The organism is Paraburkholderia fungorum, from assembly GCF_046027215.1.
Taxonomy (GTDB): Bacteria; Pseudomonadota; Gammaproteobacteria; order Burkholderiales; family Burkholderiaceae; genus Paraburkholderia; species Paraburkholderia fungorum_D.
The window spans coordinates 2,904,014-2,930,688 of sequence record NZ_JAQQEN010000002.1; the positions used below are offsets into that span (position 1 = coordinate 2,904,014).

The 26,675-nt window shown below is 60.5% G+C and carries 25 protein-coding genes and 2 pseudogenes; 8 read left to right on the forward strand and 19 right to left on the reverse strand.

Going from position 1 to position 26,675, the window contains the following annotated elements; genetic code table 11:
• Positions 1-232: 232 nt before the first annotated feature.
• From PQR27_RS33415 to PQR27_RS33440, 6 genes and pseudogenes are all read right to left on the reverse strand, one after another.
• The gene (locus tag PQR27_RS33415; RefSeq protein ID WP_408527817.1) at positions 233-652 is read right to left on the reverse strand and encodes an ester cyclase; all 420 of its coding nucleotides are present in this window, start codon (positions 650-652) and stop codon (positions 233-235) included.
• Positions 653-865: 213 nt separating this feature from the next.
• The gene (locus tag PQR27_RS33420) at positions 866-1,711 is read right to left on the reverse strand and encodes a helix-turn-helix domain-containing protein (protein WP_408527818.1); all 846 of its coding nucleotides are present in this window, start codon (positions 1,709-1,711) and stop codon (positions 866-868) included.
• 37 nt (positions 1,712-1,748) lie between these two features.
• Complete coding sequence (locus tag PQR27_RS33425; RefSeq protein WP_408527819.1) at positions 1,749-2,306, reverse strand: carboxymuconolactone decarboxylase family protein; 558 nt, start codon at positions 2,304-2,306, stop codon at positions 1,749-1,751.
• Positions 2,307-2,526: 220 nt separating this feature from the next.
• Positions 2,527-2,988, reverse strand: a complete 462-nt coding sequence (locus PQR27_RS33430; RefSeq protein WP_408527820.1) for a hypothetical protein — start codon at positions 2,986-2,988, stop codon at positions 2,527-2,529.
• Between the two features lie 923 nt (positions 2,989-3,911).
• A pseudogene (locus PQR27_RS33435) lies at positions 3,912-4,169 on the reverse strand (carboxymuconolactone decarboxylase family protein); the annotation flags it as partial.
• Entirely contained in the window at positions 4,052-4,600 is a 549-nt protein-coding gene (locus tag PQR27_RS33440) for a 4-hydroxylaminobenzoate lyase (protein ID WP_408527821.1), read from the reverse strand. The pseudogene PQR27_RS33435 and the gene PQR27_RS33440, both read right to left, overlap by 118 nt.
• A gap of 40 nt (positions 4,601-4,640) precedes the next feature.
• Between PQR27_RS33440 and PQR27_RS33445 the strand changes: the two genes are divergently transcribed.
• The gene (locus PQR27_RS33445) at positions 4,641-5,732 is read left to right on the forward strand and encodes an AraC family transcriptional regulator (protein WP_408527822.1); all 1,092 of its coding nucleotides are present in this window, start codon (positions 4,641-4,643) and stop codon (positions 5,730-5,732) included.
• On the opposite strand, the gene PQR27_RS33450 is transcribed toward PQR27_RS33445, so the two are convergent.
• The 4 genes from PQR27_RS33450 to PQR27_RS33465 form a co-directional block, all read right to left on the reverse strand.
• Entirely contained in the window at positions 5,650-6,897 is a 1,248-nt protein-coding gene (locus PQR27_RS33450; RefSeq protein ID WP_408527823.1) for an aromatic ring-hydroxylating oxygenase subunit alpha, read from the reverse strand. The two genes, PQR27_RS33445 and PQR27_RS33450, sit on opposite strands and share 83 nt — an antisense overlap.
• An 18-nt stretch (positions 6,898-6,915) precedes the next feature.
• On the reverse strand, positions 6,916-7,863 hold the full coding sequence (locus PQR27_RS33455; RefSeq protein ID WP_408527824.1) for a LysR family transcriptional regulator: 948 nt from the start codon (positions 7,861-7,863) through the stop codon (positions 6,916-6,918).
• A 67-nt stretch (positions 7,864-7,930) separates the two neighbouring features.
• Positions 7,931-9,064, reverse strand: a complete 1,134-nt coding sequence (locus PQR27_RS33460) for a porin (RefSeq protein ID WP_408528382.1) — start codon at positions 9,062-9,064, stop codon at positions 7,931-7,933.
• Between the two features lie 38 nt (positions 9,065-9,102).
• On the reverse strand, positions 9,103-10,548 hold the full coding sequence (locus tag PQR27_RS33465; protein WP_408527825.1) for a purine-cytosine permease family protein: 1,446 nt from the start codon (positions 10,546-10,548) through the stop codon (positions 9,103-9,105).
• 403 nt (positions 10,549-10,951) lie between these two features.
• On the opposite strand from PQR27_RS33465, the gene PQR27_RS33470 reads away from it, so the two are divergent.
• The 4 genes from PQR27_RS33470 to PQR27_RS33485 all read left to right on the forward strand — a co-directional run bounded on the left by PQR27_RS33470 (position 10,952) and on the right by PQR27_RS33485 (position 15,974).
• Complete coding sequence (locus tag PQR27_RS33470; protein ID WP_408527826.1) at positions 10,952-12,100, forward strand: aromatic ring-hydroxylating oxygenase subunit alpha; 1,149 nt, start codon at positions 10,952-10,954, stop codon at positions 12,098-12,100.
• 28 nt (positions 12,101-12,128) lie between these two features.
• Entirely contained in the window at positions 12,129-13,589 is a 1,461-nt protein-coding gene (locus tag PQR27_RS33475; protein ID WP_408527827.1) for an NAD-dependent succinate-semialdehyde dehydrogenase, read from the forward strand.
• A gap of 143 nt (positions 13,590-13,732) precedes the next feature.
• Positions 13,733-14,704 carry a PDR/VanB family oxidoreductase gene (locus tag PQR27_RS33480; RefSeq protein WP_408527828.1) on the forward strand — a complete coding sequence of 324 codons (972 nt, stop codon included), beginning with the start codon at positions 13,733-13,735 and terminating at the stop codon, positions 14,702-14,704.
• Positions 14,705-14,894: 190 nt separating this feature from the next.
• Entirely contained in the window at positions 14,895-15,974 is a 1,080-nt protein-coding gene (locus PQR27_RS33485; protein WP_408527829.1) for a PAS domain-containing protein, read from the forward strand.
• A 39-nt stretch (positions 15,975-16,013) separates the two neighbouring features.
• Here PQR27_RS33485 and PQR27_RS33490 read toward each other — a convergent pair whose 3' ends face one another.
• Positions 16,014-17,093 carry a tartrate dehydrogenase gene (locus PQR27_RS33490; protein ID WP_408527830.1) on the reverse strand — a complete coding sequence of 360 codons (1,080 nt, stop codon included), beginning with the start codon at positions 17,091-17,093 and terminating at the stop codon, positions 16,014-16,016.
• A 252-nt stretch (positions 17,094-17,345) separates the two neighbouring features.
• On the opposite strand from PQR27_RS33490, the gene PQR27_RS33495 reads away from it, so the two are divergent.
• Positions 17,346-18,473, forward strand: a complete 1,128-nt coding sequence (locus tag PQR27_RS33495; RefSeq protein WP_408527831.1) for an aminotransferase class V-fold PLP-dependent enzyme — start codon at positions 17,346-17,348, stop codon at positions 18,471-18,473.
• A 403-nt stretch (positions 18,474-18,876) separates the two neighbouring features.
• Positions 18,877-19,284: a GFA family protein gene (locus PQR27_RS33500; RefSeq protein WP_408527832.1), complete on the forward strand. Its 408-nt coding sequence runs from the start codon at positions 18,877-18,879 to the stop codon at positions 19,282-19,284.
• A 42-nt stretch (positions 19,285-19,326) separates the two neighbouring features.
• On the opposite strand, the gene PQR27_RS33505 is transcribed toward PQR27_RS33500, so the two are convergent.
• The 6 genes and pseudogenes from PQR27_RS33505 to PQR27_RS33530 form a co-directional block, all read right to left on the reverse strand.
• A complete protein-coding gene (locus PQR27_RS33505; RefSeq protein ID WP_408527833.1) occupies positions 19,327-19,761 on the reverse strand; it encodes a 2Fe-2S iron-sulfur cluster-binding protein in 435 nt (144 codons plus the stop codon).
• Between the two features lie 22 nt (positions 19,762-19,783).
• The gene (benB, locus tag PQR27_RS33510) at positions 19,784-20,281 is read right to left on the reverse strand and encodes a benzoate 1,2-dioxygenase small subunit (protein ID WP_408527834.1); all 498 of its coding nucleotides are present in this window, start codon (positions 20,279-20,281) and stop codon (positions 19,784-19,786) included.
• Positions 20,278-21,009 (reverse strand): annotated as a pseudogene (locus tag PQR27_RS33515) (RHO alpha subunit C-terminal catalytic domain-containing protein); the annotation flags it as partial. The pseudogene PQR27_RS33515 and the gene benB, both read right to left, overlap by 4 nt.
• Positions 21,010-21,119: 110 nt before the next feature.
• Positions 21,120-21,851, reverse strand: coding sequence for an SDR family oxidoreductase (locus tag PQR27_RS33520; RefSeq protein WP_408528383.1), 732 nt, complete (start codon positions 21,849-21,851; stop codon positions 21,120-21,122).
• 160 nt (positions 21,852-22,011) lie between these two features.
• Positions 22,012-22,869: an MBL fold metallo-hydrolase gene (locus PQR27_RS33525; RefSeq protein WP_408527835.1), complete on the reverse strand. Its 858-nt coding sequence runs from the start codon at positions 22,867-22,869 to the stop codon at positions 22,012-22,014.
• Between the two features lie 138 nt (positions 22,870-23,007).
• Complete coding sequence (locus tag PQR27_RS33530) at positions 23,008-23,976, reverse strand: quinone oxidoreductase family protein (protein ID WP_408527836.1); 969 nt, start codon at positions 23,974-23,976, stop codon at positions 23,008-23,010.
• A 103-nt stretch (positions 23,977-24,079) separates the two neighbouring features.
• Between PQR27_RS33530 and PQR27_RS33535 the strand changes: the two genes are divergently transcribed.
• Positions 24,080-24,673 carry a TetR/AcrR family transcriptional regulator gene (locus PQR27_RS33535; protein ID WP_408527837.1) on the forward strand — a complete coding sequence of 198 codons (594 nt, stop codon included), beginning with the start codon at positions 24,080-24,082 and terminating at the stop codon, positions 24,671-24,673.
• Positions 24,674-24,683: 10 nt separating this feature from the next.
• Here PQR27_RS33535 and PQR27_RS33540 read toward each other — a convergent pair whose 3' ends face one another.
• Both PQR27_RS33540 and PQR27_RS33545 read right to left on the reverse strand, forming a co-directional pair.
• Positions 24,684-25,562 (reverse strand): NAD(P)-dependent oxidoreductase, encoded by an 879-nt coding sequence (locus tag PQR27_RS33540; RefSeq protein WP_408527838.1) that lies wholly within the window; start codon positions 25,560-25,562, stop codon positions 24,684-24,686.
• A gap of 19 nt (positions 25,563-25,581) precedes the next feature.
• A complete protein-coding gene (locus PQR27_RS33545; protein ID WP_408527839.1) occupies positions 25,582-26,052 on the reverse strand; it encodes a MaoC family dehydratase in 471 nt (156 codons plus the stop codon).
• Between the last annotated feature and the right edge of the window lie 623 nt (positions 26,053-26,675).

Here is a 26,675-nt window from a genome sequence, read left to right on the forward strand (position 1 = left end):
AAGAGAGGTAGTGTGGTTGCGTGGGTCAACCGAATCGAGCGGCTCGCGGCGAACTACGAACTACGAACGATGGACACGCATTCACACGAACATTCGATCGGCGTCTGCGCACGGAGAACGGACGGACCGCGTCAATGCGTCATCATCCTGTTGGACAGTGTCGCATTGTGGCGCGGCGCAATACGCTCCTGGACGTAAACCACTGCGAAGTATGGTCAAGCGCGTCCCCGCTTTAATGGCCCGGTGTCCCGGCCACACCAAGTTGCACCATCAATCCGAGCGTGTCCATGATAATGCGGCTCTCCTTGATCCTGCCTTCTTGAACGCGATCGATGACCATGCCCCAGACGCGTACTGGACGCCCGGTGGCGGGCACGCCGAGAAACTCTCCACTGTGCGTGCCCGTCCATTCGAAACGGGTCAGCACTCGGTCTGAGTCAGAAAGTTGCTCCTCAATACGCCAGTGCATGTCCGGAAACGCCGCGCGCATGCCCCGCAGAACGTCCTTGAGGCCTTCGAGTCCGGGGCCCTGTCCGGGGAACGGGGCCTGTTCTACCATGTCCTCCCAGAAGAACATACCGGTGGCGTCAATACGCCCCTGGTTCAAAACTTCCTCAATAAATCCGCGAACGATACCGCTGATCTCATCCATGCGAAGTTCTCCTGACAGCAGGTTGGGAGACAAATGTGCCGACATTCAGCGCAAGCGCGACGTAGGGCTAACCGAAAAAGCCCGAAAGTAGTATTCGTCGACGTCACAGCGGCCGTTCGCGATTGCCGCTGTCGAACGACCTCTGTGCTGTGGTGAGCGGGCATGCCGGCCTCACATCAGAGAATCCGTGGCTGCCAGTCGCGAGTTTCCAGGCTACCAATCCCTTGAATGCGCTGCAAGCAGTTGCCGGTGGCGTGCTTCGGTTGCATCATCGGCGGGGAACATGCATTCGAGGCGCAGCTCCTGCGCGGCGACATTCTGCGGTGCGCCAACGCTGGTTACCATCGAAAAATAGCGAAGAACCACGCCCTCGCTAATGAAACCAAGCGGGATGACTGGCATCGTGGGCGTAGCAGTTGACGCAGGATGTGCCTTCCAGTCGCGTGGCACATCAGGGTACGCAAGTAATTCGTCGAGAAGACGCCTTGTGCCTTCGTCGATCACGCGACCGACCGATTCGCGATACACGCGCTGCAGCAAGCTTCGCGAGACATTGTCCCAGTCCGCCAGGAATGGACGCATCCCCTGAGGATCGAACATTAGGTGCAGCATGTTGCGCTTGCCCCCTCGCGAAGCCATGTCAATAAAGTGGCTAAAGAAGCGAGGCGCTGCATCGTTGGTCATCAGCACGTTCCAGTGACGGTCCATCACGATCGCCGGAAACGGTTCGTGCTGGGCAATGACCCGCTCAAGCGCGCGGATGACACTGTGCATTTCCTGTGCGTTCCACGGCGCCTCCGAATAGACGGGAGCGTATCCAGCGGCGAGCAGCAGTGCGTTGCGCTCGCGCAGCGGCACATCGAGCGTCTGTGCAAGGGTCAGTAGTGTGTCCCGACCCGGCACGCTGCGTCCACTTTCAATGAAGCTGATCTGGCGCTGCGAGACGCCGGCCTCGAACGACAGATCGAGTTGACTCACGCCACGCACGTCCCGCCAATAGCGCAACAAACTACCAAGTTCACTCGGCGGCACTTTCGGGTCGGGACTGGTGACGTTCATTGGATTTCCCTATTCGAGATGGTCGACTATGGCGGACTCAGGGTACGCGCGCGTGCCAGGCAAATTCCTCGAACGGCGCTTCGAGTGGGGGCTGCGTAACGCTTCCGGTGTAGTTCGTAATAGTCGATGCTGCAACCACCGCGATGACCTCGAGTATCTGCTCGGAACTGAACCCTGCTTCGAGGAAGCGGCTCTGATCCGAAACAGTCAGGCGGCCGCGCTTGTCGATCAACGTACGCGCCAGCATTGATAGCGCGGCCAGTCTGGTGTCACCAGGCAGGCCGCCGCGCCGGATTGCATCTACATCCGCGGGATGTATGCCCTCTTTCAACGCGAGCGCGGTGTGAAACGCGACCGGCCACTCACTGGCGTTCGTGACCGCGTTGGTCAGCAACAACGTCTGGATCTGCGGCTCCGTCAGACTGCTCGCATGCACGCGCTCGAACAGGCCAATGAATCCATTGATCAGCACCGGTGAAGCGGCCATCTTGGCCGCGATATTCGGGATCAGTCCGAACGCCTGCTGCAGTTGCTGGAGCACGGACTTCGATTGCGCAGGGGCAGACTCGATCGTGTGAACGGGATAGCTGGACATGGTAACTCCTTGACGGTGAGCGCCACCGGATCGGTGGCGCGACAGTCAAAGAGTAGAAGCGGCTGCGCGGTGCGCCAATTACATCGAATGTAATCGCCGGGCAGCGCGAGGCCCAGTTGAAAAAGTATGGATTCGATCTGTACGCGCCTAGTGGACGCGGCTCATGGATGCGCCGGGCGATGTTGCGGAATGGATGGTGCATTCGGACAGCGGCGATCCTTCATCGAACAGGTCGCGCAGTCCAGCCTTTGAGATTTCTTCGAAACCGTCTCTTTGGCGTACGCTGCGAGCCGAGTGCCAACACGTCGCCGCGGCGGCGTTGCAAAACCGGGTCATGAAATGCCCGGTAGATTACAAATGCCATCCACAGCGCCAGCACGCCGAAACTCCACCATTGCAGAAATATTCCGTATCCCCAAATGAGCGTCCCAAACGCCGAAAGCGTCAGTCCGCGTCTGGTAGCCAGGATGTCGCCCAGAATTTTTTCAGACTTGGAGCCGGCGTTCTCCTTTGTGCGGGAGACAACCAGATCCGTCACGGTGTGCTCGAAATAGCGGCCCGATGCGAACAGAAGGCCGGTAATCGTTATTATCGACCCGGACCGTTCAAATAGATGCCAATTTGCTGAGGTCTGCGCAAGGTAGGCGCATATGATCGCCGGACTAACGGCCAGCAGAATCAACGCGAGGCTGCACACAATGTAGCCCCACGGCGTCCGCAAGCCTTGGGGACTGTCACGCGAAGCGCGGTTATCAGACACTTTGCTCACAATACGCTCTCTCTAATCCATTCGTGGGTGACAATCCCCAGCGCGCCACGACACAGGCCCGCGTCGCGAATCTGCGCTTGCTGTCCGCGGCTGGGACGACACGCCAGGTCTTCTGGATGCATACGGCGTGCGACGGGCGCTCCGAAAGGCATCTCTTCAAACGGTAATTTTGCGTTCCGCGGACAAGTGTCGGCACATGTCGCCATCACCCAGGAGTAGAGATGATTGTCTGCAGACAAGCCCTCTGGGTAAATGGCCGAGGTTGAAAAACAGTTGATTCCTTCGGGAATAAATAGGCCTATTGCGCTGCAGTTCGCTAACAGCGTGGAGGAATAACGCCTGCTACCGCACGCATGTTGCCCGCGGTCTTCGGTTCGCGGCCATTTTCTGGCCATACGCTTACTGAGCGAGGATCGTCAACGATCGAGCCGGGAGTGAACTCCGGCGAAATATGTCCAATGCAATAGGAAATTTGAACGATTGAACATGGATTGAACCGGTGCGGTGAGCAAGAGTTGTGAATGCGGCTCCGGGCTCCGAAAAGACGGGGACAGCAAAAAATCGGCAGGGGGCGGCGGTGCCGGGTGGACAGTCCCTACTGCACATGGTGCGCTCATCACCGACCGGATAACAGAAACCTTCCGTGATTTCCAAAACCTTACTCCCAACCACAGTAGTCACTGCCGAGAGCCCTGTCGGTATCCCAGCGTTGTTGGAGTCAGGACAAGTGCCCGGGCTCGGCGAGCAGAAGGAAGACATTGCACAGTTGATCGCAACGTCGCGCAGGAATCGGCCTCGGGATCCAGTGCCATTTTCGTGCAGATGTCTGTCTGAGACTCGCGGTCCGTGAAAAATGGCGTTTCGCGCCAGGCGACCACGGCCGCCAGTCGGCGATCGGTTTCGCCACCGTTGCGCGCATCGGTCGCGTGCATGTCCACGCAGAAGGCACAAGTTACAGACGCGGCACCACACGCGACTAATGCGGCGGTTTGACGTCGAACGCAATCCGCCCCGCGGGCAGGAAAGTGAGCGAGATGACGGCACCGCCCTTGACTTCGGGAAAGTGGTGGCTGCCCGGCGCGGGCACCGTCCAGCCGCCATAACACCAGCCGTTCGGACCTGCGAGCGCAGCGCCGTCGTTGAGCGGGACCACCAGATTGATCTCGCCATACGGGTGCAAGTGATAGCCGGCGCGGAAGCTGCCCTCGGGGTTGTTCTGGACGTTGTCTGTGCTGTCCAGCAGCACCGCGGTGATGCTAAAGAAGAACGTCTCCGCGCTGGGCATACCGACTAGCGACCGACGATAACGCGGGCCCGCGACCTCGACATCGGCCGCCCAGCCCACCTGCACGCCGAGCGTAACCAGTCGCGCCAGGTCCTTGTACAACTCGCTTTCAACGCCGTATTTCTCGTTCAGCCATTGCTCGACCTCGGTGCCCGCGGTCATGTCCTTGACCTCTTGCAGTAAGGGGATAAGACGGGCGACAAGTTCGTCTTTGCTACCTGTGAATTGGATCTGAGACATTTTTGACTAGTGCCTATGAGCGCCGACGAAACCCGATGGTGTGACGCGTAAAGCGTTCCTCTGGATCGCCGACGGATGGAAGCGGATTGATGGCTTTGGACTACGCCATGCAACCATTCTTGCTCACGGCTTGTGTTCGATCCATAATCAATCGATCAAATTTTCTATCGCATCGTACATATTTCCCATGGATCCGCTTTCCGACGTGTTCTCCCTGCTGAAGGTCAGGAGTGTGCTTTCGGCACGCTTTGAGGCTGCTGAACCTTGGGCGTTGAGATTTGCTGCCTATCGTCATATCAAATTCGTCGGCGTCATCAAGGGCAACAGATGGGTGTGGATTGAAGGCATCACCGAGCCCGCGAAAATGAAGGCAGGAGACTTTTGTCTCCTCACTGACGGATCACCGTACTGTTTCGCCAGCGATCCCGGCGTGAAACCGCACGACGGAGAGAGGGTGCTTGCTAACAACCTGGAGCCGGACGGAATTGTTCGGTATGGACGGGGAGAAATGCACGCGATGAGCGTCGGAGGACGGTTCGAGTTCGACGATGACATGAGCGGGTTGCTGCTCAATTTGCTGCCCCCGCTCGTTCTCGTCTCCGCGGATTCTCCGGATGCCAGATCGTTGAGTGCAGCCCTCGAATTGATCAGGGCGGAGACGGAGTCCGTTCGACCCGGAGCGGCAGCAATGGCGGGCAGCATCGCGAATATCGTGCTGGTGAATATCCTGCGGGCTCATCTTGCCGCCAATCCGAAATCAGCGGGCTGGCTAGGTGCGTTGTCGGATCCACGGATCGGCTCCGCGCTAAGGATGGTGCATGAAGAAATAGCACGTCGTTGGAAAGTAGAGGAACTGGCGTCGAAGGTCGGTATGTCGCGCACCGCGTTTATTGAGCGCTTCAAAGATCTCGTAGGCTTGCCGCCGCTGGAATATCTGATCCGCTGGCGCATGACGATCGCGAGGGACGCCTTGAAGACGGGCAACGACAATCTCTCGAGCATCGCCGCCGCCGTCGGCTACGCGTCGGAAACCACCTTTAGTTCGACTTTCAAAAGAGTGTTTGGTCAGAGCCCCGGTCGGTATCGCTCAGAGGCACGAAGCCCGACAGCTTCTGCGCATACCAGTTGGTGAAGTTGCTCAGCATGAACTCCGAAGGCGCGTACGGCCCCGGCCGATACCCCTTCGAACTCACGCCGCGTTGATTGTTCGCTACAAGCGTCGCGTCCTGCGCGTTCGTGGCGCGCCATACCTGCGTGAGGGTTTCAACGTCATAATCCACGCCCTCTACCGCGTCTTCGTGCACGAGCCAGGTCGTCTTGAGCGCCGTCCGGCTCTCCGACAACGGCAAAACGCGGAAATGGATGATGTGGTCTGCGAGGAAGTGATTCCAGTTATTGGGCACCCTGAACATGCGCACCGAACCCAGATCGCGTTCCTTGAAATCACCGAGCAGCCGCGCGCACGCAGGCCCTCCATCGGCAGTGAACGAAACCGCGCCGCGATGGAATGGCAAACGGATGCAACGGAATTCGGTGCCACCGTCCGCCGGCAGATGCGGCAACGAAAGACTCTCCCACAACGCGGACTTCTCCTGCATCAACGCTTGAAAATCCTGGCTTGCGCGCGGATCGTCGGGTAATGCGAATTCGATCAGCGTCGCCAGCAACTCCGGGTGATTGCCCACGCAGTGATAACACTCGCGGTTGTTCTCAATCACGAGTTTCCAGTTCGCCTCCTCGATGATCGTCTCCGAATGCGCGACCTTGGTGCGCTCCGGCCGATGCGGCGCGATATACGGCGTGACGGCGGCCTTAAAGCGGGCAATATCGGGCGGATTATCGGCGATACAGACATAGACCATCCCGCAGATCACTTCGACGGACACCGTGCGCAGGTTATGCGCATGACGGTCGAAATCCGCGGGCATCTGGCGTGCGTTCACCAGTGTGCCGTCCAGGTCATAGACCCACTGATGGTACGGACAAACCAGGCGTTTCACGTGCCCCGCGGGCTCGGTGCAGATGACCGAACCACGATGGCGGCAGGTATTGAAGAACGCCGACACTTCGCCGTCTTTGCCACGCACCACCACAACCGGCGTCTTGCCGATGTCGAGCGTGATGTAGTCCCCCGCATGCGGGATTTCGGCCACGTTGCAGGCGAACAGCCATTCGTTCGAAAATACCGCGTCGACGTCGAGTTCGTGCATGGCGGGGTCCGTGTAGAACGCGCCTTCCAGGCTGTAGCCTGGACGACGCGCCTCGAGCAATGAACGAACGCGAGCAACCTCAACCATTCCAGAATCTCCCTTTATTCAGGCGCTCACGGTGGCCGGAGCCTCGCTCACGCTACCGCCGATGCCCGCCAGCGCGAACGACTCGGCAAGAAACTCCACGCACACTTTCACGCGCGCCGACTGCGCGAGCCGCTCCGGAAATACGGCCCATACGTTGGCCGGCTGTGTGAGCTCAGGCAGCACGCGTTGAAGCTGTCCTGCATCGAGCAGCGGCTGCACGTCCCAGATAGAGCGCAGCACGATCCCGCGTCCCGCCAGCGCCCATTGCACCGCCGCTTCGCCGTGGTTCGTCGAAAGCGGGCCCGTTACCTTGACGCTTTCCGTCCTGCCTCCCGCGTCGAGACGCCAGACGCCGAACGGATGGTCGCGCTCCTTGATCGCGAGGCACGCGTGCGATTCGAGGTCCGTGATGCGGTGCGGTGTGCCGTGCCGCGCGAGATATGCGGGCGCCGCGCACAACACGCGATAGTTCGACGCCAGTTTTTTCGCGATCAGGTGACCGGCAATCTCATCGCCGATCCGCACATCGAGGTCGAAACCTTCGCTCACGACATCGACGACGCGATCGAACAGATCGAGCCGCACGTTCAGTTGCGCGTGCCGATCCGACAACGCGGCCAGCGCCGGCGCCACGAACTTGCGGCCGAAGCCGAAGCTGCTCGATACGCGCAACGTGCCGCGCGGCGCGCACCGCGTGCTGGAAACGTCTTCGACCAGCTGATCGACGTCGTCGAGAATCTTTTCGGCCCATGCAAGCACGCGCTCGCCCGCCGCCGTGGTCGCCACACGGCGCGTCGAGCGATGCAGCAAACGTGTACCGAGATTCGCTTCGAGCACGCCGACGCGCTTGCTCACATAGGCGGCCGAAGCCGAAAGCGCTTCGGCCGCGGCGCAGAAGCTGGACTTGCGAGCGACCTCGCAAAAGACGCGCAGGTCGTCGAGTTCCGGAGATGCGGGCAATTTCATGGTGCTGTGCAGAACCGAAGAGGAGCGGCGGGGTCGCAGCCGGGACGCTTCGGCAACACCCGTTCCATCAGAATGAGTGGCGCATGCCAAGACGTACGTCGGCCTGCGTGGTCGTGGTCGACGGCGTAAAGCTATAACCGATCACGGCGTCGACGCCTTGCGAGGCCTTCAGCCAGTCACCCGAGACATAGATGTCCGTGCGTTTCGAGAGCAGGTAATGCAACCCCGCCGAAAGCTGGTTCCAGTGATGCCCGTCGAAGTTCGTGTACTGATATCCGCCGACAAGACTCGTCGCCGGCGTTATTTGCCAATTCGCGCCGCCTTCGCCGACCAGCATGTGCTCGCTTTCGCCGAACGCCTTGATTTGCGTGTAGGTGAAATCGCCCATCACGGTGACAGGTCCAACCGCGTAACTGGCGCCGACAGCGAACGCACCTTGCTTGTCCACCGGGAACGCCGTGTTCGCATAGAGATCGGTGATGGCGCCCGTACCGGGATTGACGCTCACCGTGGGCCGCCCGAAGAACGAGTGCACACCGATCATCGCGTACGGATCGAACGCGTAGATGCCCGACGGGTTGTTCAGCTGGGTGTACGCCGTGCCCATCGAAAGCGCGCCGCGCTGGTACTGCGCGCCCACGCTCCACGCGCTGCCGGTATGAAAAGCGCCGGGCGTATTGCTGAACGAGTACATGCCGCCGAACTGGAATCCACCGAACGTGTTCGACATGAATTTGACGGCGTTCGGCAAATGGTCGCCGTTCATGCGGTCGAAGTCGCCCTGGTTGATCGCGTAACCGCTTGCCCATGCCGATACGTTGTACAGGTAGACCATTTCCTTCGTCATGTCGATCTGGTTGCCGAACGTCAGCGTTCCCCAGTCGTTTTGCAGACCGACGTACGCCAAGCGGCCGAACAACGAACCGCCGTTCGAAATCTGCCCGTTGCCAAGGTGGAATCCGCTCTCCAACGCGAACACCGCCTTCAGTCCGCCGCCGAGATCCTCGGTGCCCTTGAGGCCCCAGCGATTCGCATACGACACGCCGTCGTCGAATTTCACCTGATGCGCGCCGCCCGCATTGCTCACGTAAGTCACGCCTGCGTCGATCACGCCATACAGCGTCACGCTGCTTTGTGCGCGCGCCGCGAACGGCAGGGCAGCCAGCATCAGTACCGCCGCACGCGAAGCGGCGGTACGCATTGTCATCTTCAATCTCATGGTGTTGTCGCAGAGGGCAATCAGTTCAGACCACGGTCGGCTTCGCGAACGAGCTGACGTTCTTTTTCGATGTCGAGCGAGCGGCAGGTCCACAGGTAGACGAGCGCGGAAACAGGCAAGCCGACGAGCATCGCGACGTCGGTGCCGCCCAGCCACTGGGCGACCGGCCCGGTATAGAGCTCCGTCTTGAAGAACGGGACCATTGCGACGAAGCCCACGGCGTAGGCAGTCAGGCCGCGCCAGTTCCAGCGTCCATAGATGCCGCGCGGATTGAAGATTTCGCGCACCGAGTAGTGCGAGTGGCGCACGACGAAAAAGTCGATGAGATTGATGGCGGTCCAGGGCGTGAACAGATAGCCGAGAATGCCGAGGAAGTCGCCGAACTTGCCCATGAAGTTGTCTGAGGCCGCGAACGCGAGCGACGTCGCCATCAGCGCCACGACAAGCAGGCTGATGATGCGTTTGGTCGCGTTCGACTTGAGCGGCCTGAACGAATCAGTGATGCTGAGCAGCGTGAGCGAGGCGCCATAGAAGTTCAGGCCCGTGATCGCGAGCAGGCCCAGCAACGCGAGCAACAGCGTGACCGTGCCGAAGCCGGGATAGATCAGGTCGCCGGCGCGTTGCACCGCGTCTGAGATCTCGATTTGCGCATTGAGCGCCGCCGCTGCGGTGCCGACCAGCATCATCCACACGCCGCCGATGAGCGCGCCAAGAAAGGTCCACCAGAACGTCGCACGCACGCCGGTATTGGGCGGCAGATAGCGTGAGTAGTCGGACACATAGATCGACCACGAAAGCTGATACGCCGCCGCCGCAAAGAGCTGCACGAGAAACGGCGTCGCCTTGAAGCCCGCAAGGCTCAACTGGCCCGCCGGGAATTGCACCTTCACGCACATGCCCACGCTGAAAATGGTGAGCGCTACGAGCAGCGTGAACGCCAGCCACCGTTGTGCCTTGTGGATCAGGTCGTAACCGAACACCGCGAGCACGACCGCAATGACTGTGAAGACGATATAGCTCACGTGCGGTTCAGTGCCGAGCAGATGATGCGCGGTCTGCCCCGCCATGAGCTGGTTGAACGAGTTGTAGCCAATATAGGTGACGAGCGCGACGACCCAGACGAGCAACGCGCCCATGTAGCCGAATTGCGGGCGCGACTGGATCATTTGCGGCAGCCCGAGCTGCGGCCCCTGGCTCGAATGGAACGCCATGAAGAACGTGCCGAGCACGTTACCGAGCACGATGGCAATCGCGCTCCACAGCAGATTGCCGCCCATGCCGATACCGATTGCACCGGCCGCGATGGTCGCGAGGTTGGCGTCGCCCGTAAACCACACGGGCCACAGATGCCAGGCCTTGCCTTTGCGTTCGGCGAGCGGCACGTAGTCGATCGAGCGGGACTCGATCCGCGATTTGGTGCGCGACGGCTCGCCAGCCAGCGCGTCAGCGATTGCCTCTTGTGACATGTCTCCTCCAGTTGCGGGGTGGCCTAAGGGGCTCGTCACCGTGCGAGCCCGCTTTGCGCGCCGCGCCCAAAACCGGAAACGCCAGTTTCTGGACACAGTGCGATTAGCCTTTGGTTAACAGTGAACCAACGGTTAACGATATTACGCAACGCGAGGGATTCCGGCCCACTATCGCATTCTCCTATTGACTATGTCTCAAAAATCAATATGCCACGCTTGTGCTTGGCGCCGCCGCGCATCTGGCAGACAGAATAGCTGTTGCGCATCGATCCCACGCGCAAAGAACATCGGTGTCGAGGGATAACCCTGATCCACTCTCGCCACGAATTCTTTTATATTGCCGTTAACCAATAGTTTTGTTGTAACTGATAGTTAATTTTTCTTACTCAGTGCGGCGGACCCCATGACCTATCTCCCGATCGAATTCCATAAGAAACCCGAACTGCCCAGGCTGCCGGCCGATTTCTGCGCCAACCCGGAACTGGCCTGGACCATTCCAGCCAACTACTACACCTCGGAAACCGTATTCAAGGCAGAAGAAAAGAAAATCTTCGAGAACACCTGGATCTGCGTGGCGCACGGCAGCGAGCTGGCGGAGGCGAACGCCTACGTGACGCGAGAAGTGGTGGGCGAAAGCATCCTGCTCGTGCGCGGCAAGGACAAAGTGCTGCGCGCCTTCTATAACGTTTGCCCGCACCGCGGCCACCAGTTGCTCGAAGGGAGTGGCAAGGCGAAAAATGTCATCACCTGCCCGTATCACGCGTGGGCGTTCAAGCTCGATGGCGCGCTCGCGCACGCCAACAATTGCGATCACGTGCAGTCGTTCGACAAGGATAATTCCACGCTCGTGCCGGTGCGCGTCGAGCAATACGCGGGCTTCGTGTTCATCAACCTCAACCCGCAGGCTGGCAACGTCGAGGCGCAATTGCCCGGCCTCGAAGCGAGCCTGCGCCGTGCCTGCCCCGTGATCGACGACCTGAAGCTCGCCGCGCGCTTCGTCACCGAAACGCCGGCCAACTGGAAGTCGATCGTCGACAACTACCTGGAGTGCTACCACTGCGGCCCGGCTCATCCTGGGTTTTCCGACTCGGTGAAAATCGATAAGTACACGCACACGCTGCAAGGCAACTGGACGGTTCAGTTTGGCCATGCGCAATCGTCGGAGCGCTCGTTCAAACTGGATCCTTCCGTGAAGGACCCGAGCTTCCATGGTTACTGGGCGTGGCCGTGCACCATGTTCAACGTGCCGCCGGGCAGCGACTTCATGACGGTGATCTATGAATTCCCGATGAGCGCGGAAGTCACGCTCCAGCACTACGACATCTACTTCCTCAACGACGAACCGACCGAAGAGCAGCAGAAGCTGATCGAGTGGTATCGCACGGTGTTCCGCCCCGAAGATCTGCGTCTCGTGGAGAGCGTGCAAAAGGGCCTGAAATCGCGCGGCTATCGCGGCCAGGGCCGCATTATGGTCGATGAGCAGCGCAGTGGCATTAGCGAGCACGGCATCGCGCATTTCCACAATCTGCTCGCACAGCACTATCAGGACTGATGCCGCGCACGGCAAGGAGAACTTACGCATGACTTTGCTAGAACAATCCGGGCTGCTGCGCCAGCAGGCCTATATCGACGGCCAGTGGCACGACGCGCAGGACGGCGCCACGCTCGACGTCACCAATCCTTCCACGGGCGAGTGGCTCGCGCGCGTGCCGAACATGGGCGCGAGTGAAGCGCGCACGGCCATCGAAGCCGCGCACCGCGCGTTTCCCGCGTGGCGCGCGAGCACCGCGAAGGAACGCGCGCGCCTGCTGCGCAACTGGTTCGAGCTGATCATGGCGAACCAGGACGCGCTCGCTGAACTGATGACGCGCGAGCAGGGCAAGCCGCTCGCCGAAGCGCGCGGCGAGATTGCCTATGCGGCTTCGTTCATCGAGTGGTTCGGCGAACAGGCCAAGCGCATTGACGGGGACGTGATCCCGAGCCCGAACCCGGACCAGCGCCTCGTGGTGACGCGCGAACCGGTGGGCGTATGCGCCGCCATCACGCCGTGGAACTTCCCGGCCGCGATGATCACGCGCAAGGCCGCGCCCGCGCTGGCGGCAGGCTGCACGATCGTCATCAAGCCCGCCAACGAGACGCCGCTTTCCGCATTCGCGCTGGCGGTGCTCGCCGAGCAGGCGGGCATTCCGGCGGGCGTGATCAATATCGTCACAGGCAAGTCGCGCGAGATCGGCCTCGAAATGACGTCGAACCCGCTTGTCAAAAAGCTCACCTTCACGGGTTCGACGGAAGTGGGCCGTCTTTTGATGCGCCAGTGTTCGGACACCGTGAAGAAGGTTTCGCTGGAACTTGGCGGCAACGCACCCTTCATCGTATTCGACGATGCCGATCTCGATGCCGCGATTGAAGGCGCCTTGCTCTCGAAGTACCGCAACGCGGGGCAGACATGCGTCTGCGCGAACCGCTTCTACGTGCACGACTCGGTCTACGACGATTTCTGCCGACGCTTTGCGGCGCGCGTGGCCGAATTCAACGTGGACGACGGTTTCGCCGCGGGCGTGAACATCGGGCCGCTCATTAACGAAGCGGCGCGCGACAAGGTCGACAGTCTCGTGCGCGACGCCGTCGCGCAAGGTGCGCGTGTCGTCACGGGCGGCGCGGTGCACGCGCGTGGCGGCAACTTCTACGCGCCCACCGTGCTCGCCGACGCAAAGCCGGGCATGGCTGTGCTGAGCGAAGAAATCTTCGGACCGGTTGCGCCGATCGTGCGTTTTTCGAGCGACGCCGAGGTCGTGCAGCTCGCCAACGATTCGATCTATGGGCTCGCGGCGTATTTCTACAGCCGTGACATCGGCCGCATCTGGCGCGTGGCCGAGCAGCTCGAATACGGCATCGTTGGCATCAACACGGGTTTGATCTCCAACGAAGTCGCGCCGTTCGGCGGCGTGAAGCAGTCGGGCATCGGCCGCGAAGGCTCGAAATACGGCATCGAAGACTATCTGTCGATCAAGTACCTCTGCATGGGCGGCGTCACGCGCTAACCCGCATGCGGACCTGCACACGGATGCGGCTCGCGCCGCATCCGCTCTTTCGAATCGAAGATCATCCTGCCCGCGAGAACGCCGGGCAATCACGAAGCAAATACGCACCGCGCGCCGCGCGGTTTGCGGACAAGGAAGGCACCATGAACGCCCGCGAATCGATTACTGTCGACGTCGTCGCCGTCGAGCAACTCACTCCGCTCATCAAGCGCTTCACGCTCGCGCTGCCCGATGGCGCGCCGCTGCCGCCGTTCAGCGGCGGCGCCCACGTGCTTGTCTCGATGCAGGACGGCGCGCAATGGCATCACAACGCTTATTCACTGCTCAGTTCGCCACACGACACGCGCCAGTATCAGATCGCCGTGCGCCGTGAAGAGGCGTCGCGCGGCGGCTCGGCGTTCATGCACGACAAGGTCGGCGTGGCCACGCGGCTCGCGATCGGCTCGCCCGCGAATCTTTTCGAACTCGCGCGCGAAGCGAAGCAACATGTGTTTATCGCGGGCGGCATCGGCATTACGCCGTTTCTCGCGCAACTGGCCGAACACGGTCCCGATGCTGGCGGCGCGCCCGAATTCGAATTGCACTATGCGTACCGCAGTCCCGAGCACGGCGCGTTCGTCGACGAACTGAAGTCCGGTCCGCACGCTGCCAACGTGCATTGCTATGTCGAGAGCGAAGGCCAGCGCCTCGACCTGCTCAAGCTCTTCAAGAACCTGCCCGCCGATGCGCACGTCTATGTCTGCGGCCCGCAAGGGCTCAACGATGCAGTCCATGCGAACGCCGCACTGCTCGGCTGGCCGAAGACGCAACTGCACTCGGAGCAGTTCGCCGCGACCGATATCGGCGGCAAGGCATTCACTGTGGTTCTGGCGAAGTCGGGCATCGAGCTCGAAGTGGCCGAAGACGAAACCATTCTTAAAGCGATTGAACGCGCCGGTGTGACAGTGGAATCACTGTGCCGCGAGGGCGTATGCGGTACGTGTGAAGTGCCGATTCTGGAAGGTGAAGCGGACCATCGCGACCAGTACCTCGACGACGACGAAAAGGCCGCGCAAAAGACCATCCTGCTGTGCGTGTCACGCTCGCGCACGCCGCGCCTCGTCATCAACCTCTAGGTGGCTCGGTGGGGAAGGGCACCCGGCGTACTGCGCCCAGCGACGATCCGTTAAACTAGCAAAAGAACCGCGGGCGGACGACGCTCCGGGCCGCGCGCCCTGTCCAGCACCGGCGGCATGATTGGCGGCATCGGCCCCGCGCGTATGCCGCCTTTTCGTTTGACCGCGCGACCGTCACAGAGGGGAATGGATGTCCGAGGATACGTTCGCGTTTCGTCTGAAAGTGCTGCTTGAGCACAAGAAGCTGAGTCTGCAGCAAATTGCCGACGCAGTCGGCATTTCACGCCCCGCCGTGCACAAGTGGACACGTGGCGGCGAGATCGACTATTCGAACCTGCGCCGCCTCGCCGCGTTTCTCGAGGTGAACTGGGTCTGGCTGCGCTACGGCGACGAAGCCGTGAAAGACCTGGGCATTGTGGGCGCCACCGAGCTGCCCATGACCGACCTGCGCCGCCGCTACACGGCCGAGATCATGTCGAACGAAGCACGCATGAAGCACGCACAGGAACTGGCGGGCATCGTGACGTGGGAATGGAATCTGGTCGCCGACGAGCTCATCTATTCGAGCAATTGCGCGAAGCTCTATGGCCGCGAAATTCACAGCAACGAAGAGTTCTGGGAGATCCTGCATCCCGAAGATTCGATCTGGCTGAATGCGGACGCCATGAAAGACCTGGTCGCGAGCCAGGTGCCCCGTGTGTGGGATTTTCGGATCATCATGCCCGATGGATCGATCCGCTGGATCGAATCGCGCGTGGCCACCTTGCTCGACGATGCGGGGCGGCCCGTGCGCGTGGTGGGTACCACCATGGACATCACCACGCGCAAGGAAGCCGAGCGCGCGCAGCAGGAGCGCCTGCAACTGCTCAACGACGCCGCGCGCATTGCGGGATTCGGCGCATGGCGCTGGCTGCGCGGTCAGGATGCGCTGATCGTGTCCGACGAATGGTGCCGCCTGTTCGGCGTCGACCCTGCCGAGGCACCCCGTCATTACGTGGAACTGTCGGATCACATTCATCCGGAAGACCGGGCGGCGCGCGAGGCGGCCGTGAACGACGCGCTCGCGCGTCGCACGGATTACCGCGTGCTCTATCGCGCGTCGCTGCCAGACGATACCTGCCGGCTGGTGGTCGAGCAAGGCCATGCCCGCGTGTCGCCGCACGGCGACGACGTGTGGCTCACGGCGTTGTGCCGCGCGGCGCAGCCCGCCGATATGGCCGCGGCTGCGCCGCACGCTGCGGACAGCAGCACGGGCGCGGCGATCGCTTAGCACGGCGCTGCCGCCTCGCTCGCGTGACCTGGACGCAGCTCAGAGCGCGGCGGCAACCGCCTTGCCCACCGCCGTCGTGTTCGCCGTGCCGCCCATATCCGGCGTGCGCGGACCGTCCACCAGCACTGTCTCGATCGCTTGCATGATCGCGTCGTGTGCAGCCTTGAACTGGTCATCGCCATTGCCGAGGAAATCGAGCATCATCGCGCCCGACCAGATCATGGCAACCGGGTTCGCGATCTGTTTGCCGAAAATATCCGGCGCGGAACCGTGAACGGGTTCGAACAGCGACGGGAAGGTGCGCTCCGGATTCAGATTCGCCGACGCGGCAAGGCCGATCGTGCCGGTGCAGGCCGGACCGAGATCGGACAGAATGTCGCCGAACAGGTTTGACGCCACCACCACGTCGAAGCGATCCGGTTGGAGCACGAATCGCGCGCACAGAATGTCGACGTGCTGCTTGTCCCATGTCACGTCCGGATAGGACTCGGCCATCGCGGCCACGCGCTCGTCCCAATACGGCATGCTGATCGAGATGCCGTTCGATTTGGTGGCGGCCGTGAGCTTCTTGCGGCCACGCTGGTTCGCGAGTTCGAACGCGTACTTGAGGATGCGGTCCACGCCGTGCCGCGTGAATACCGATTCCTGCAGCACGAATTCCCGATCCGTGCCTTCGAACATCTTGCCGCCCACCGAGCTGTATTCGCCTTCGGTGTTCTCGCGCACCACGAAGAAGTCGATGTCGCCGGGCTTGCGGTTCGCGAGCGGACACGGCACGCCGGGCAGCAGGCGCACCGGACGCAGATTCACGTACTGGTCGAATTCGCGGCGGAACTTCAGCAGCGACCCCCACAGCGAGATATGGTCGGGCACCTTGTCGGGCCAACCCACGGCGCCGAAATAAATGGCATCGAAGCCCTTGAGTGTGGAGAACCAGTCGTCGGGCATCATCTTGCCGTGCTGCAGGTAATAGTCGCAGCTCGCCCAGTCGAAGTGCGTGAACTCGATCGAAAGGCCGAACTTCGCGGCCGCCGCTTCCACCACACGCACGCCCTCGGGCATCACTTCCTGACCGATGCCGTCACCGGCAATGGCTGCAATTCTGTATGTCTTGCTCATGTCTCGTTCTCCGTTACCTGGCGCGCGCCCTGATTGGCGCGACCGATGAACGAAAGCATGCCTCAAATGGTCGTAAAAATTAGCCCTGCCAGCGTGGAGACATTGAACACGAAGCGTGAACAAAGTGCGCCGCGAGTTATGCGCACTCTGGTACAACTGCAACAATGCCAAAATGCCTTTTGCCTCAGCCACAGGTGGCTTTCGTTAGAATCAGCTTTCGATGCTTATATTCGTCTATAACCGGAGACAAACATGCCAGGCTTACTTCCCGATGTCGACCGCGACGGACTCCTCGAATATTCAGTCGTTTACACCGACCGATCAATCAATCATATGTCGCAGCTCTTTCAAGGAGTCATGCGCGATATTTCCGATTCCCTGAAGAAGGTCTACAACGCGAAGTCGGCCGTTGTCGTGCCGGGCAGCGGGACTTTCGGCATGGAAGCCGTTGCCCGGCAGTTCGCAACAAACAGGAAGTGTCTTGTCATCCGGAATGGCTGGTTCAGTTTTCGCTGGTCGCAGATTTTCGACATGGGCGGCATTCCGTCTGAATCGATCGTGCTGAAGGCGCGGCCGGCCGAACAAGGGAGACAGGCTGCCTATGCACCGCCACCGATCGAAGAGGTGGTCGCTGCGATCAGGGAAAACAAGCCGGATCTGGTCTTTGCGCCGCATGTCGAAACCGCATCCGGGATCATGCTGCCGGACGCTTATTTGCGCGCGGTGGCCGACGCTGTGCATGCTGTCGACGGCATGTTTGTGCTGGACTGCATTGCCTCCGGCACGGTCTGGGTCGACATGAAGGCGAGCGGCGTTGACGTCCTGATCAGCGCGCCGCAAAAGGGATGGAGCGCGTCACCGTGCTGCGGGCTGGTCATGCTTAGCCAGCTTGCGCGCGAAAGAATCGACGCAACTACCAGCACCAGTTTCGCTTGTGATCTTCGCAAATGGCTGCAGATTATGGAAGCCTACGAGAACGGTGGATTCGCGTACCACGCAACGATGCCCACGGACGGTCTCGCGACATTGCGTGACGTCATGAAGGAGACCGAGGCATACGGCTTCGATAAAGTGAGAACGGAGCAGCTTGAACTCGGCAAGCGCGTTCGCTCGCTCCTGGTGGACAACGGTTTCAAAAGCGTGGCGGCCGAAGGTTTCGAGGCTCCGGGCGTCGTCGTCAGCTACACGGACGATGACGGAATACGATCCGGCAAGAAGTTCGCTGATGCCGGCTTGCAGATCGCGCCCGGCGTTCCCCTTCAATGCGACGAGCCTGAAGATTTCAAGACCTTCCGCATTGGATTGTTTGGGTTGGACAAACTGCATGATGTTGACGGTGCGGTGGGCAGGCTTGCGAAGGCGGTGGATGGGATTGTTTAGGGCGGGTTCTCTTTTTTGTGGAGGGTGTGCGTATTGCTCGTTATCGCAACTGCGTCGGTAGGAGGAATCCGAAACGTAGCGGCCAGGGTATGCGCACTATTTGGACAAAGCTGACGGTGGCCGATCAGGAACGTGCGGCCGTCCCAGGCCGCTTTGCCGACATTCGCGACTGGGTGTCGGCGAGTGTCAGCTTTCGTTGTTGGCGAATGAGTGTTCTACGACCCGTAGCGGGCAGTCAAGATTAGCTTAACCGGACTTTCGCGAGTGTGAAACCGGCCATTTGCCTTGTGATGTCGGCGGCGCTACACTGCGCGCGATGAGGGAGTGCCAAGTAGCAAGCTTCGAGCGGGGCATCTGTCAGATGCCAGTGAAAACAAGTTAGGCGGCAGGAGGAAACAGCGATATGACTGCCCCATTTTCCGGCGGGTGTGCATGCGGATCGATCCGCTATGTATGCTCGCGCGCGCCGGTAGCGACGCTAAACTGCCACTGCCTAGACTGCCAGCGCTCAAGTGGTGCTCCTTTTGCTTCCGGCTTCATCGTGCGGGTGTCGGACATGACGATCACCGGCACGCCAAAGACGTACTCGGTTCGTGCTGGCAGTGGCAGGCTCGCGACTCGCAGCTTTTGTTCCGATTGCGGCTCTCCCCTGTTCACGCGTGGCGAGACTGCTCCAGAAGTTATGTCCATCCGTTTCCCTACGCTGGACAATCCGTCGGAGTTTCAGCCGATGCTGGATATCTGGACATCTAGTGCACAACCATGGGTTTGCCTTAGTCAGGCAACTCCTCACTATCCTCAGTCGCCTTAGTTCGCTCGTCGCCGATCGCGCGACTGTCCGTTTCGGAAGAATTTATCTCAGCTGCGCGTACTGCCCCGGTGGAAAATCCACCTTTGAGGAAGGATCAACCGCCAGCGTGAACTGCAACGTGGACGAGCTGCCACGGTCAATCTCCGTCATTTGGGCCGTCATGGTCGATTTCTTGACCTGGCAGGCCGAAGACGACGCGAGGATCCTTACCACGCAGTCAGTGCGCGCCCGCATCTGACAAGGGATCACAAAACCCTCGCGCGCCTCATCGGAACTGAGGGCGTCCTCGATATAGTCGCCGCCGTCATACTCCCCGTGCTCACAGAAACCCTTGCAGGTCCCACACACTCCGTTTCTGCAATCGAGGGGGATTTTGATGCCGTGCTGGTACGCGGCGTCGGCTACAGTTTCGTGTTCAGACGACGTGATGAAATGTGTAACATCGTCCTCGAACCGCAAAGCAATTGAGTGAAGCATGATAAGCACCCACCTTCGAAAATCACACGTGATACACGTCGATGACCTGGTGAATCAGGTCATTTTTCAGCACCACCTTCTTGTTCAGGATTGACAGCCCGGAGCTGCTGACCCTCAAGGTGTAGAACGAGGTTCCGAAGTAGTGATCGAGCAACTTGTAGCGGTAATTCATCGTGTGCCAGTTAAAGCGCGCCTCGATCTGTCCTTCAGTTCGTTTAAGGATTTCGACGTTGGCGATGTTGTGAGTAGTGCGAGGTTCAGGCGTGCTGGCACCTGAGCGCTCTGATCTGAGCCGGAAAACACGATCTTCGAGCCCCATGCGATCGGAGTAGTAGATCAGTGACACATGCTTGCGCGGGTTGTCGACGAGCGTCTCGGCATCATCCCAGCACGGCATCCAGAACACCGCCTTCGGGTCATAGCACTCGAGCCATTCGTCCCAGCTGCGGTCGTCGAGAAGACGAGCTTCGCGAAAGATGAACGCACAAATGTCCAGGTATGGGCTTTCTAACGAAGTCATTGTGCGACCTCAACCGGCTGAACATTAAACACCTTCGGCTCGGCCTCAATGCCGCGGAGCATCGTTTCGGCCCAATACGTGTGCTGTTGCACGAACAATCCTTCATCTTCCATTCGCACCCCGCTCATGAGTGGTGCAAGACCGAGGCGACGCGCGTTATCGTCGGGTCCGCTAATCCAGCGTGGTGCGCCCCTGCTCAGGTCATTCCACTGAGCTGCGCTACCCCTGTAGCCGCTTTGACATGCGCGGAACTCTTCGAGATCGTCAGGCGTTCCCATGCCGCTGACGTTAAAGAAATCTTCGTATTGACGGATTCGTGCATTGCGGACCTCGTCACTCTCGTCGCGTGGTGCGAAGCAGTAGATGGTAACTTCGGTCTTGTCGACAGAGATCGGACGGACGACCCGAATTCGAGTGGAGATCTGATCCATCACGTACAAATTCGGATAGATACACAGGTTGCGCGTCTGGTTGACGATTGCGTCGGCCACCTCTTCGCCAACACGTGCCTTCAACTCTTCGCGTCTGGCAAACACGGGCCGAACTTCCGGATTAGGGAGGCGCGTCCAAAGAAGCATGTGCCCGTGTTCGAATGTGTAGGTGCCACCGATGTTTTTTTTCGACCATGTGGTGACATCAACGGTGCGAATCGTGTCGCTCGAACGATCCCGGCGCCCGATCGTAGCGACGTAGTTCCAGTGCACCGAGCCGACGTGGTAACAGATGCAAAGACGGCATGAGCGCTGCTATGTGATCCTATTTGCATGGAGGATGATTGGCTTTACGGAGAGTTAGCCAGAAGGCGCCATGCTTTGTTTCGGAGCGAAGCAATTGACGGTCAGATCTGCGCTCTGCCCCCGTCCACGAAGAGTTCGATGCCCGTGACGAAACTCGAGTCATCCGAAGCAAGAAACAGAGCAGCTTTGGCAACTTCGTCGGCTTCCCCCATGCGTCCCATCGGGATGGTGGATAAAATCCTCGCGATGGCGTCCGGAGGCTGGTGACCAATGACCGGGGTATCAATTGGCCCCGGGCTAAGGACGTTTGAACGGATACGACGGTCCTTCAGCTCCACAGTCCATCCTCGTACGAAATTGCGGATGGCGGCCTTGGTCGCGCCGTATACCCAGAAGGCAGGTGTCCCTTTGGCGCTCGCGACGGAACCCGTGAGAATGATCGATCCGCCGTCATTCAAGAGCGGCAGAGCCTTTTGGACCGTGAAGAGCACTCCCTTCACGTTGGTACTGAACAGTTTGTCGAAATGCACTTCGGTGATATTGCCCAAGGCGGCGAACTCAGCGATGCCAGCGTTGGCGAAGACGATGTCGATTCTTCGTCCTGTCGCTTTGACGTTTTCATAGAAACGATCAAGATCGGCCAACTTGGCGACGTCTCCCTGGATGCCGGTCACATTGTCCCCGATGGCCCTCACGGCTTCGTCGAGCTCCTTCTGGCGACGGCCGGTGATGAAAACATATGCGCCCTCGGCGACGAAGAGCTTCGCGGCGGCGAAGCCTATCCCCGACGAGCCGCCAGTGATGACGGCCACCTTTCCCTGCAACTTACCCATAGCGATTACTCCATTGATTGCAAATCCCGATGGCAACGCCTCCGGGCTGGCAACTGCCAAAAAATAGCCGAGCGCCCATGCACGGCTGCATTCGAAGGTGGTTTGCGCGTACCAACCAACGCCGGCCAGGCAGTCGATCATCTTGTTGGCCGTGTGACGGCTAGACCTCGAACCGGAACGCTGCCCCGTCGCGCTTCACATGTCCTGCTGTCGGCGCGGCATAATGGGTGCCGATGACCAGGATCGGCTGGTCGGCCCACTCTGCGAACAGCTTCGCGCGGGTGGTCGTCGCGGCCTGGGTGTCGCTGTCGAGGCTCGTTGCCCAATCGGGGTGCGCCATTTGGCAGGGATGATGGGCAATGTCGCCGGTAATCACCGCGCTTTGCCCTTCCGATTTGATCACGACGCTGACATGGCCCGGCGTGTGACCAGGGGTTGGCCTCAGGCGGACCTCAGGCGAGACGCGGTGGTCCATCTCCACCAGTTCGACCAGGCCTGCGTCGAAGATCGGCTGCACGCTATCTCCCATGATCGCCTGCTGCTCCTCGTCGCCCTCGTTGCTCCAATGTTCAAATTCGCGCTTGCCGATCAGGTAGCGGGCCTTGGGGAAGGTAGGAACCCACTTGCCGTCCACCAGCATGGTGTTCCAGCCCACGTGGTCTACGTGCAGGTGGGTGCAGATCACGGCGTCGACACTGTCGCGGCTCCAGCCCGCATCCGCCAGACGTTGCAGGAACGGCGTCGCGAGCGGGTTTCCGCCCACCAGACGGCGCGGCTTGTCGTTGCCGATGCAGGTGTCAACCATCAGCCTCAGCCCCGGCGCCTCCACTAGCACGGCCTGGACGGCCACGTTGAGCGAGCCATCCTCGTTGACGAAATGCGGATACAGCCATGGGCTGGCCTTCAGCGCCTCCGGCGTCGCGTCACGAAGGAAGAAGCCCTCCGGATCGAAGGAAACGGACATCAAAGTTTCGACCACGCAGGTGATCTTCACCGCGCCTACCTGCCAATTCAACATGACGACCTCCTCATGATTGCATCGAGTCGAGCGAACCTCGTCCACTCATCGCCTGACCTGCTTCGGCCAAGGCACGGGGACCGCACCAATGGAACAGGCGCGCGCGCGGGAGCTGTGAATATCCGCTAGCGATGCCGGTCACATCGTCAAAATGACTTTTCCAAACGGCCGATCCTCTATCAGGTGACGCAGGGCCTCGCCTGCTTCAGCGAGGGGGTAGACCCGCTCGACGACCGGTTTGACTGATCCGCTTACGATTAACGGGATGATGTGCCGCCACGCAGTGGCGATCGTGGCCGGTGACTGGGCGAACAGGGAGAAGCCGGCCATCCGCGCGCCCTTCCAGATGAGGTCCGTGACGTCGATCGTAGTTCTGCGGCCAGCGGAGTAGCCCAGCGTGATCAGGACACCGTCTCGCCCCAGGCTGCTCAATGCCTCACTCGTCACATTGCCGCCGATGCTCTCGATGACGATATCGACGCCCTTGCCGGCCGTTATCCGGCGAACGCCGTCGGCAAGACCTTCCGCGGTGAGGTCAATCACGTCCTCGAAACCAAGTTCGCGCGCCCTCGCGGCTTTCGTCGCGCTGCCAGCCGTAGAGATCACCTTGCCAGCGCCCTGCGCCCGCGCGAGTTGATAGGTCGCGTTGCCAACCGACCCGCCGATTCCCGGAGCCAGCACCGTCATGCCCGGCTTGAACCCGGCGTCGGTGAGGGCGATCTGTGCCGTCAGATAAGCCACCGGAAGGCTGGCCGCGACGACGTCCCCGATCGCGTCAGCCGACGCCAGATGTTCTGGCCTCACAAGCAGCCATTCCTGCCATGTGCCATTCTCACCAACGCCATAGGGTCCCGTGAACATCACGCGGCTCCCCACCTCGAGCCCGGAGTCGCCTGCGTTCTCGATGACACCGACGCCCTCATTGCCGAGCACCAGCGGCGCTTTGGCTCGAGGGTGCCCACCCGACAGGATCGTGTGATCGAGCGGCGTGACGCCGGCGGCCGTCACGCGAACCAGCACCCGGCCCTTCACCGGTTGCGGCGCGGGTAGTTCGATCTGCCGCAATCCGCCATAGCCCGAAAAGGTTTCCGCTTCGATCACGCGCATGGCTATCGTCCTTTAAAGTAACAGACCTGTACGTAACTTTCATAGTAGGTACAGATCTGTTACTTTGTCAACCGGAGAATCCGAATGAAAGGAGTTGGCGGATATGAAGACAGGAGCCCGACCCCGGCGGGGAGCCCCACCCAAGGGCGAAGTCAGCGCACGTGAGCGTATCCTCGCGACGGCAAGCGACCTGTTCTACCGAGAGGGCATCCGTGCCATCGGCGTCGACAGGGTCGTTGAGCAATCCGGGGTATCGAAGACAAGCCTCTATCGCGTATTTGAATCGAAGGACGCGTTGATCTCCGCCTTCGCCGCCGAGAAAGACCGGTCGTTCTGGGCGTGGTGGGATGACGTCGAAGAGAAGCACGCTGAAGACCCGCGGGCCTTGTTAAACGCGCTGCTATCTGGAGTCGCGAAACGGATTGCGCACCCCGCCTATCGCGGCTGCCCCTTTCTTAACCTGGTGACGGAGTTTCCCGACGACGACTACCCAGGCCGGGTTATCGCCCGGGATAACAAGGAGGAAATGCGGGCGAGGCTCGCAGCGATCGTTGCCAGACTGGGCGTGAGTAATCCCAAACGCACCGCGTCTCAGATCACGCTGATCATCAACGGCGCCTACGTCACCGGTTTGATAGCGGCGCCGGGCGATCTGAGGGGCGACCTCATCGACGCTGCCACGAAATTGCTGGCCTAGTCGAACGCGATCATTTGCCGGAATTGGTTCTTGCTTCGAGTGCTTGAACGACGGCCACGATGTCGGCCCGCCCGTGCCCCAACGCCTGCGTCTCACCGAATAGCGCGAAGCAGACATCCAGTAGTGGCGACGCGATCCCGGCTTCCCGGGCCGCTTCCGCAATCAACCGATTAACCTCCAGCACATTGGTGACCGAACCCTGGACATCGAAGTCACGCGTCACCAGCTTGAGAATTTTCACGCGTGAGATGTCGCTCGCCATTTGACCGGCGTCGATAATGGCGCGGAACTGCTGCATGTCCAGACCATGCCGTTCGGCAAAATGAGCCGCTTCCGCAAGGCCGGTTACCGTGGTCATCAGAAACAGATTCACCGCGAGCTTCATGAGAAGGCCGTTTGGAACCGCGCCGCACACGATCGTCTGATGGCACATTGGCTCGAGCAGAGGGCGGACGCTTTCGATGGCCGCGTTTTCGCCCGCCAGCATAGCCACGAGCTGGCCCGCCTCCGCGGGCTTGCGCGAGCCCGAGACGGGTGCTTCCACGTAGCTGCCACCGGCGTTGCGAATGTCGGCTTCGAGTGCGCGCGAGTAGTCAGGCGAAGTCGTCCCCATGTGGACGATCGTGTGGTGCGCAACGTTCGCGGTGAACTGCGAGGAGCCACGGCCGAGGACGGCGTCGATTGCGTCGCCGTCGACCAGCATCAGGAATACCACTCGGGTCCGCTTAAATACCTCGGCAGGATGGGCCGCGACGCTTGCGCCGGCCGCTCGCAACGGCTCGCATCTGTCAGGCGAGCGGTTCCAGACAACGAGTTGTGTGCCAGCGCGGGCCAGATTGAGCGCCATGGGCTGTCCCATGACGCCTAAGCCGATGAAACCGATGTCCATGAATATCCCCCTTCCGGGATCAAGACGAATGTTGCTTCCGGCGCGGCACAACCATGTTCACGACATGCACGAGCACGGCCTGGTCGTCCTGGTTCAGGGTGGTGGTTCGGAGCTTGATCAGACCCTGCTCTGGACGTGACTTTGACGGCCTCACCTCGATCACCTCGCACTCGACGCGCAACTCGTCACCGGGTCGCACTGGCCGGGGCCAGCGGCACTCGTCAAGGCCAGCGCCGACAAAGCCGCCAGCCGGCTTGAGTTCGGTCTCAATCATCAACCGCATCGTCACGGCAGCGGTGTGCCAGCCGCTGGCGGCCAGGCCACCGAAAATCGTGTGACGCGCCGCCGCCTCATCGAGATGGAAGGGCTGCGGATCGAACTCGGCAGCGAACGCGAGGACCCGCTCCTTGTCGATGCGCAGCCGGCCTGAGCCGAACGTCTGTCCCACTGCAAAATCTTCCAGATAACGCTGCTCGTTCAACTGATCCATGATCCCGTCCCAGCCTTATGCAATGGTTTCGAGCGCGAGCCGAATATCTTCCTCGCCCCTTCCTCGCCGCCGATGCACGAGGTGACGATGCTCCGTTCGAAACCATTACGACGCATCGAATAAGGCCGGTGGTAAGTACGGTCTCTGTTGCCCCGATCGGGTGGCCACGGGCGATGGCACTGCCTTCGACATTGACGATGTCTTGGGACAGCCTGAGAAAGTGTCTGGTTCTATCTCCCGCACGACCGCTCACAGTAAAGTGACTAACCTGTAACTAATTTTAATATTACGGACAGGTCTGTAACTTTGTCAAGCGAGAAATCGGAACGGATGGAGCATGCAGTCGAGCCTGGAAGTTTCCAGCGCCGCTACCATTTGCACTTGTGAACGGATTCGTCCAATCCGGTCTTCGTTTCGCAATTGCGGATGCCAAGACGTCTCGCATACGACCATGAGCAGCGGACACATTCACCTGAGACGACCTCGATCGAACGCTCGCTACGCACGATTTCAACGTCCGTTCGGCACCGAAGTTGTTATCGATCCTGGATGCAGTGCGCCGTTACCCGCCGACCTGATGCACGCCGAAGCCGCGCCGCTGCCTGCCAGCGGGCCGCAAACCG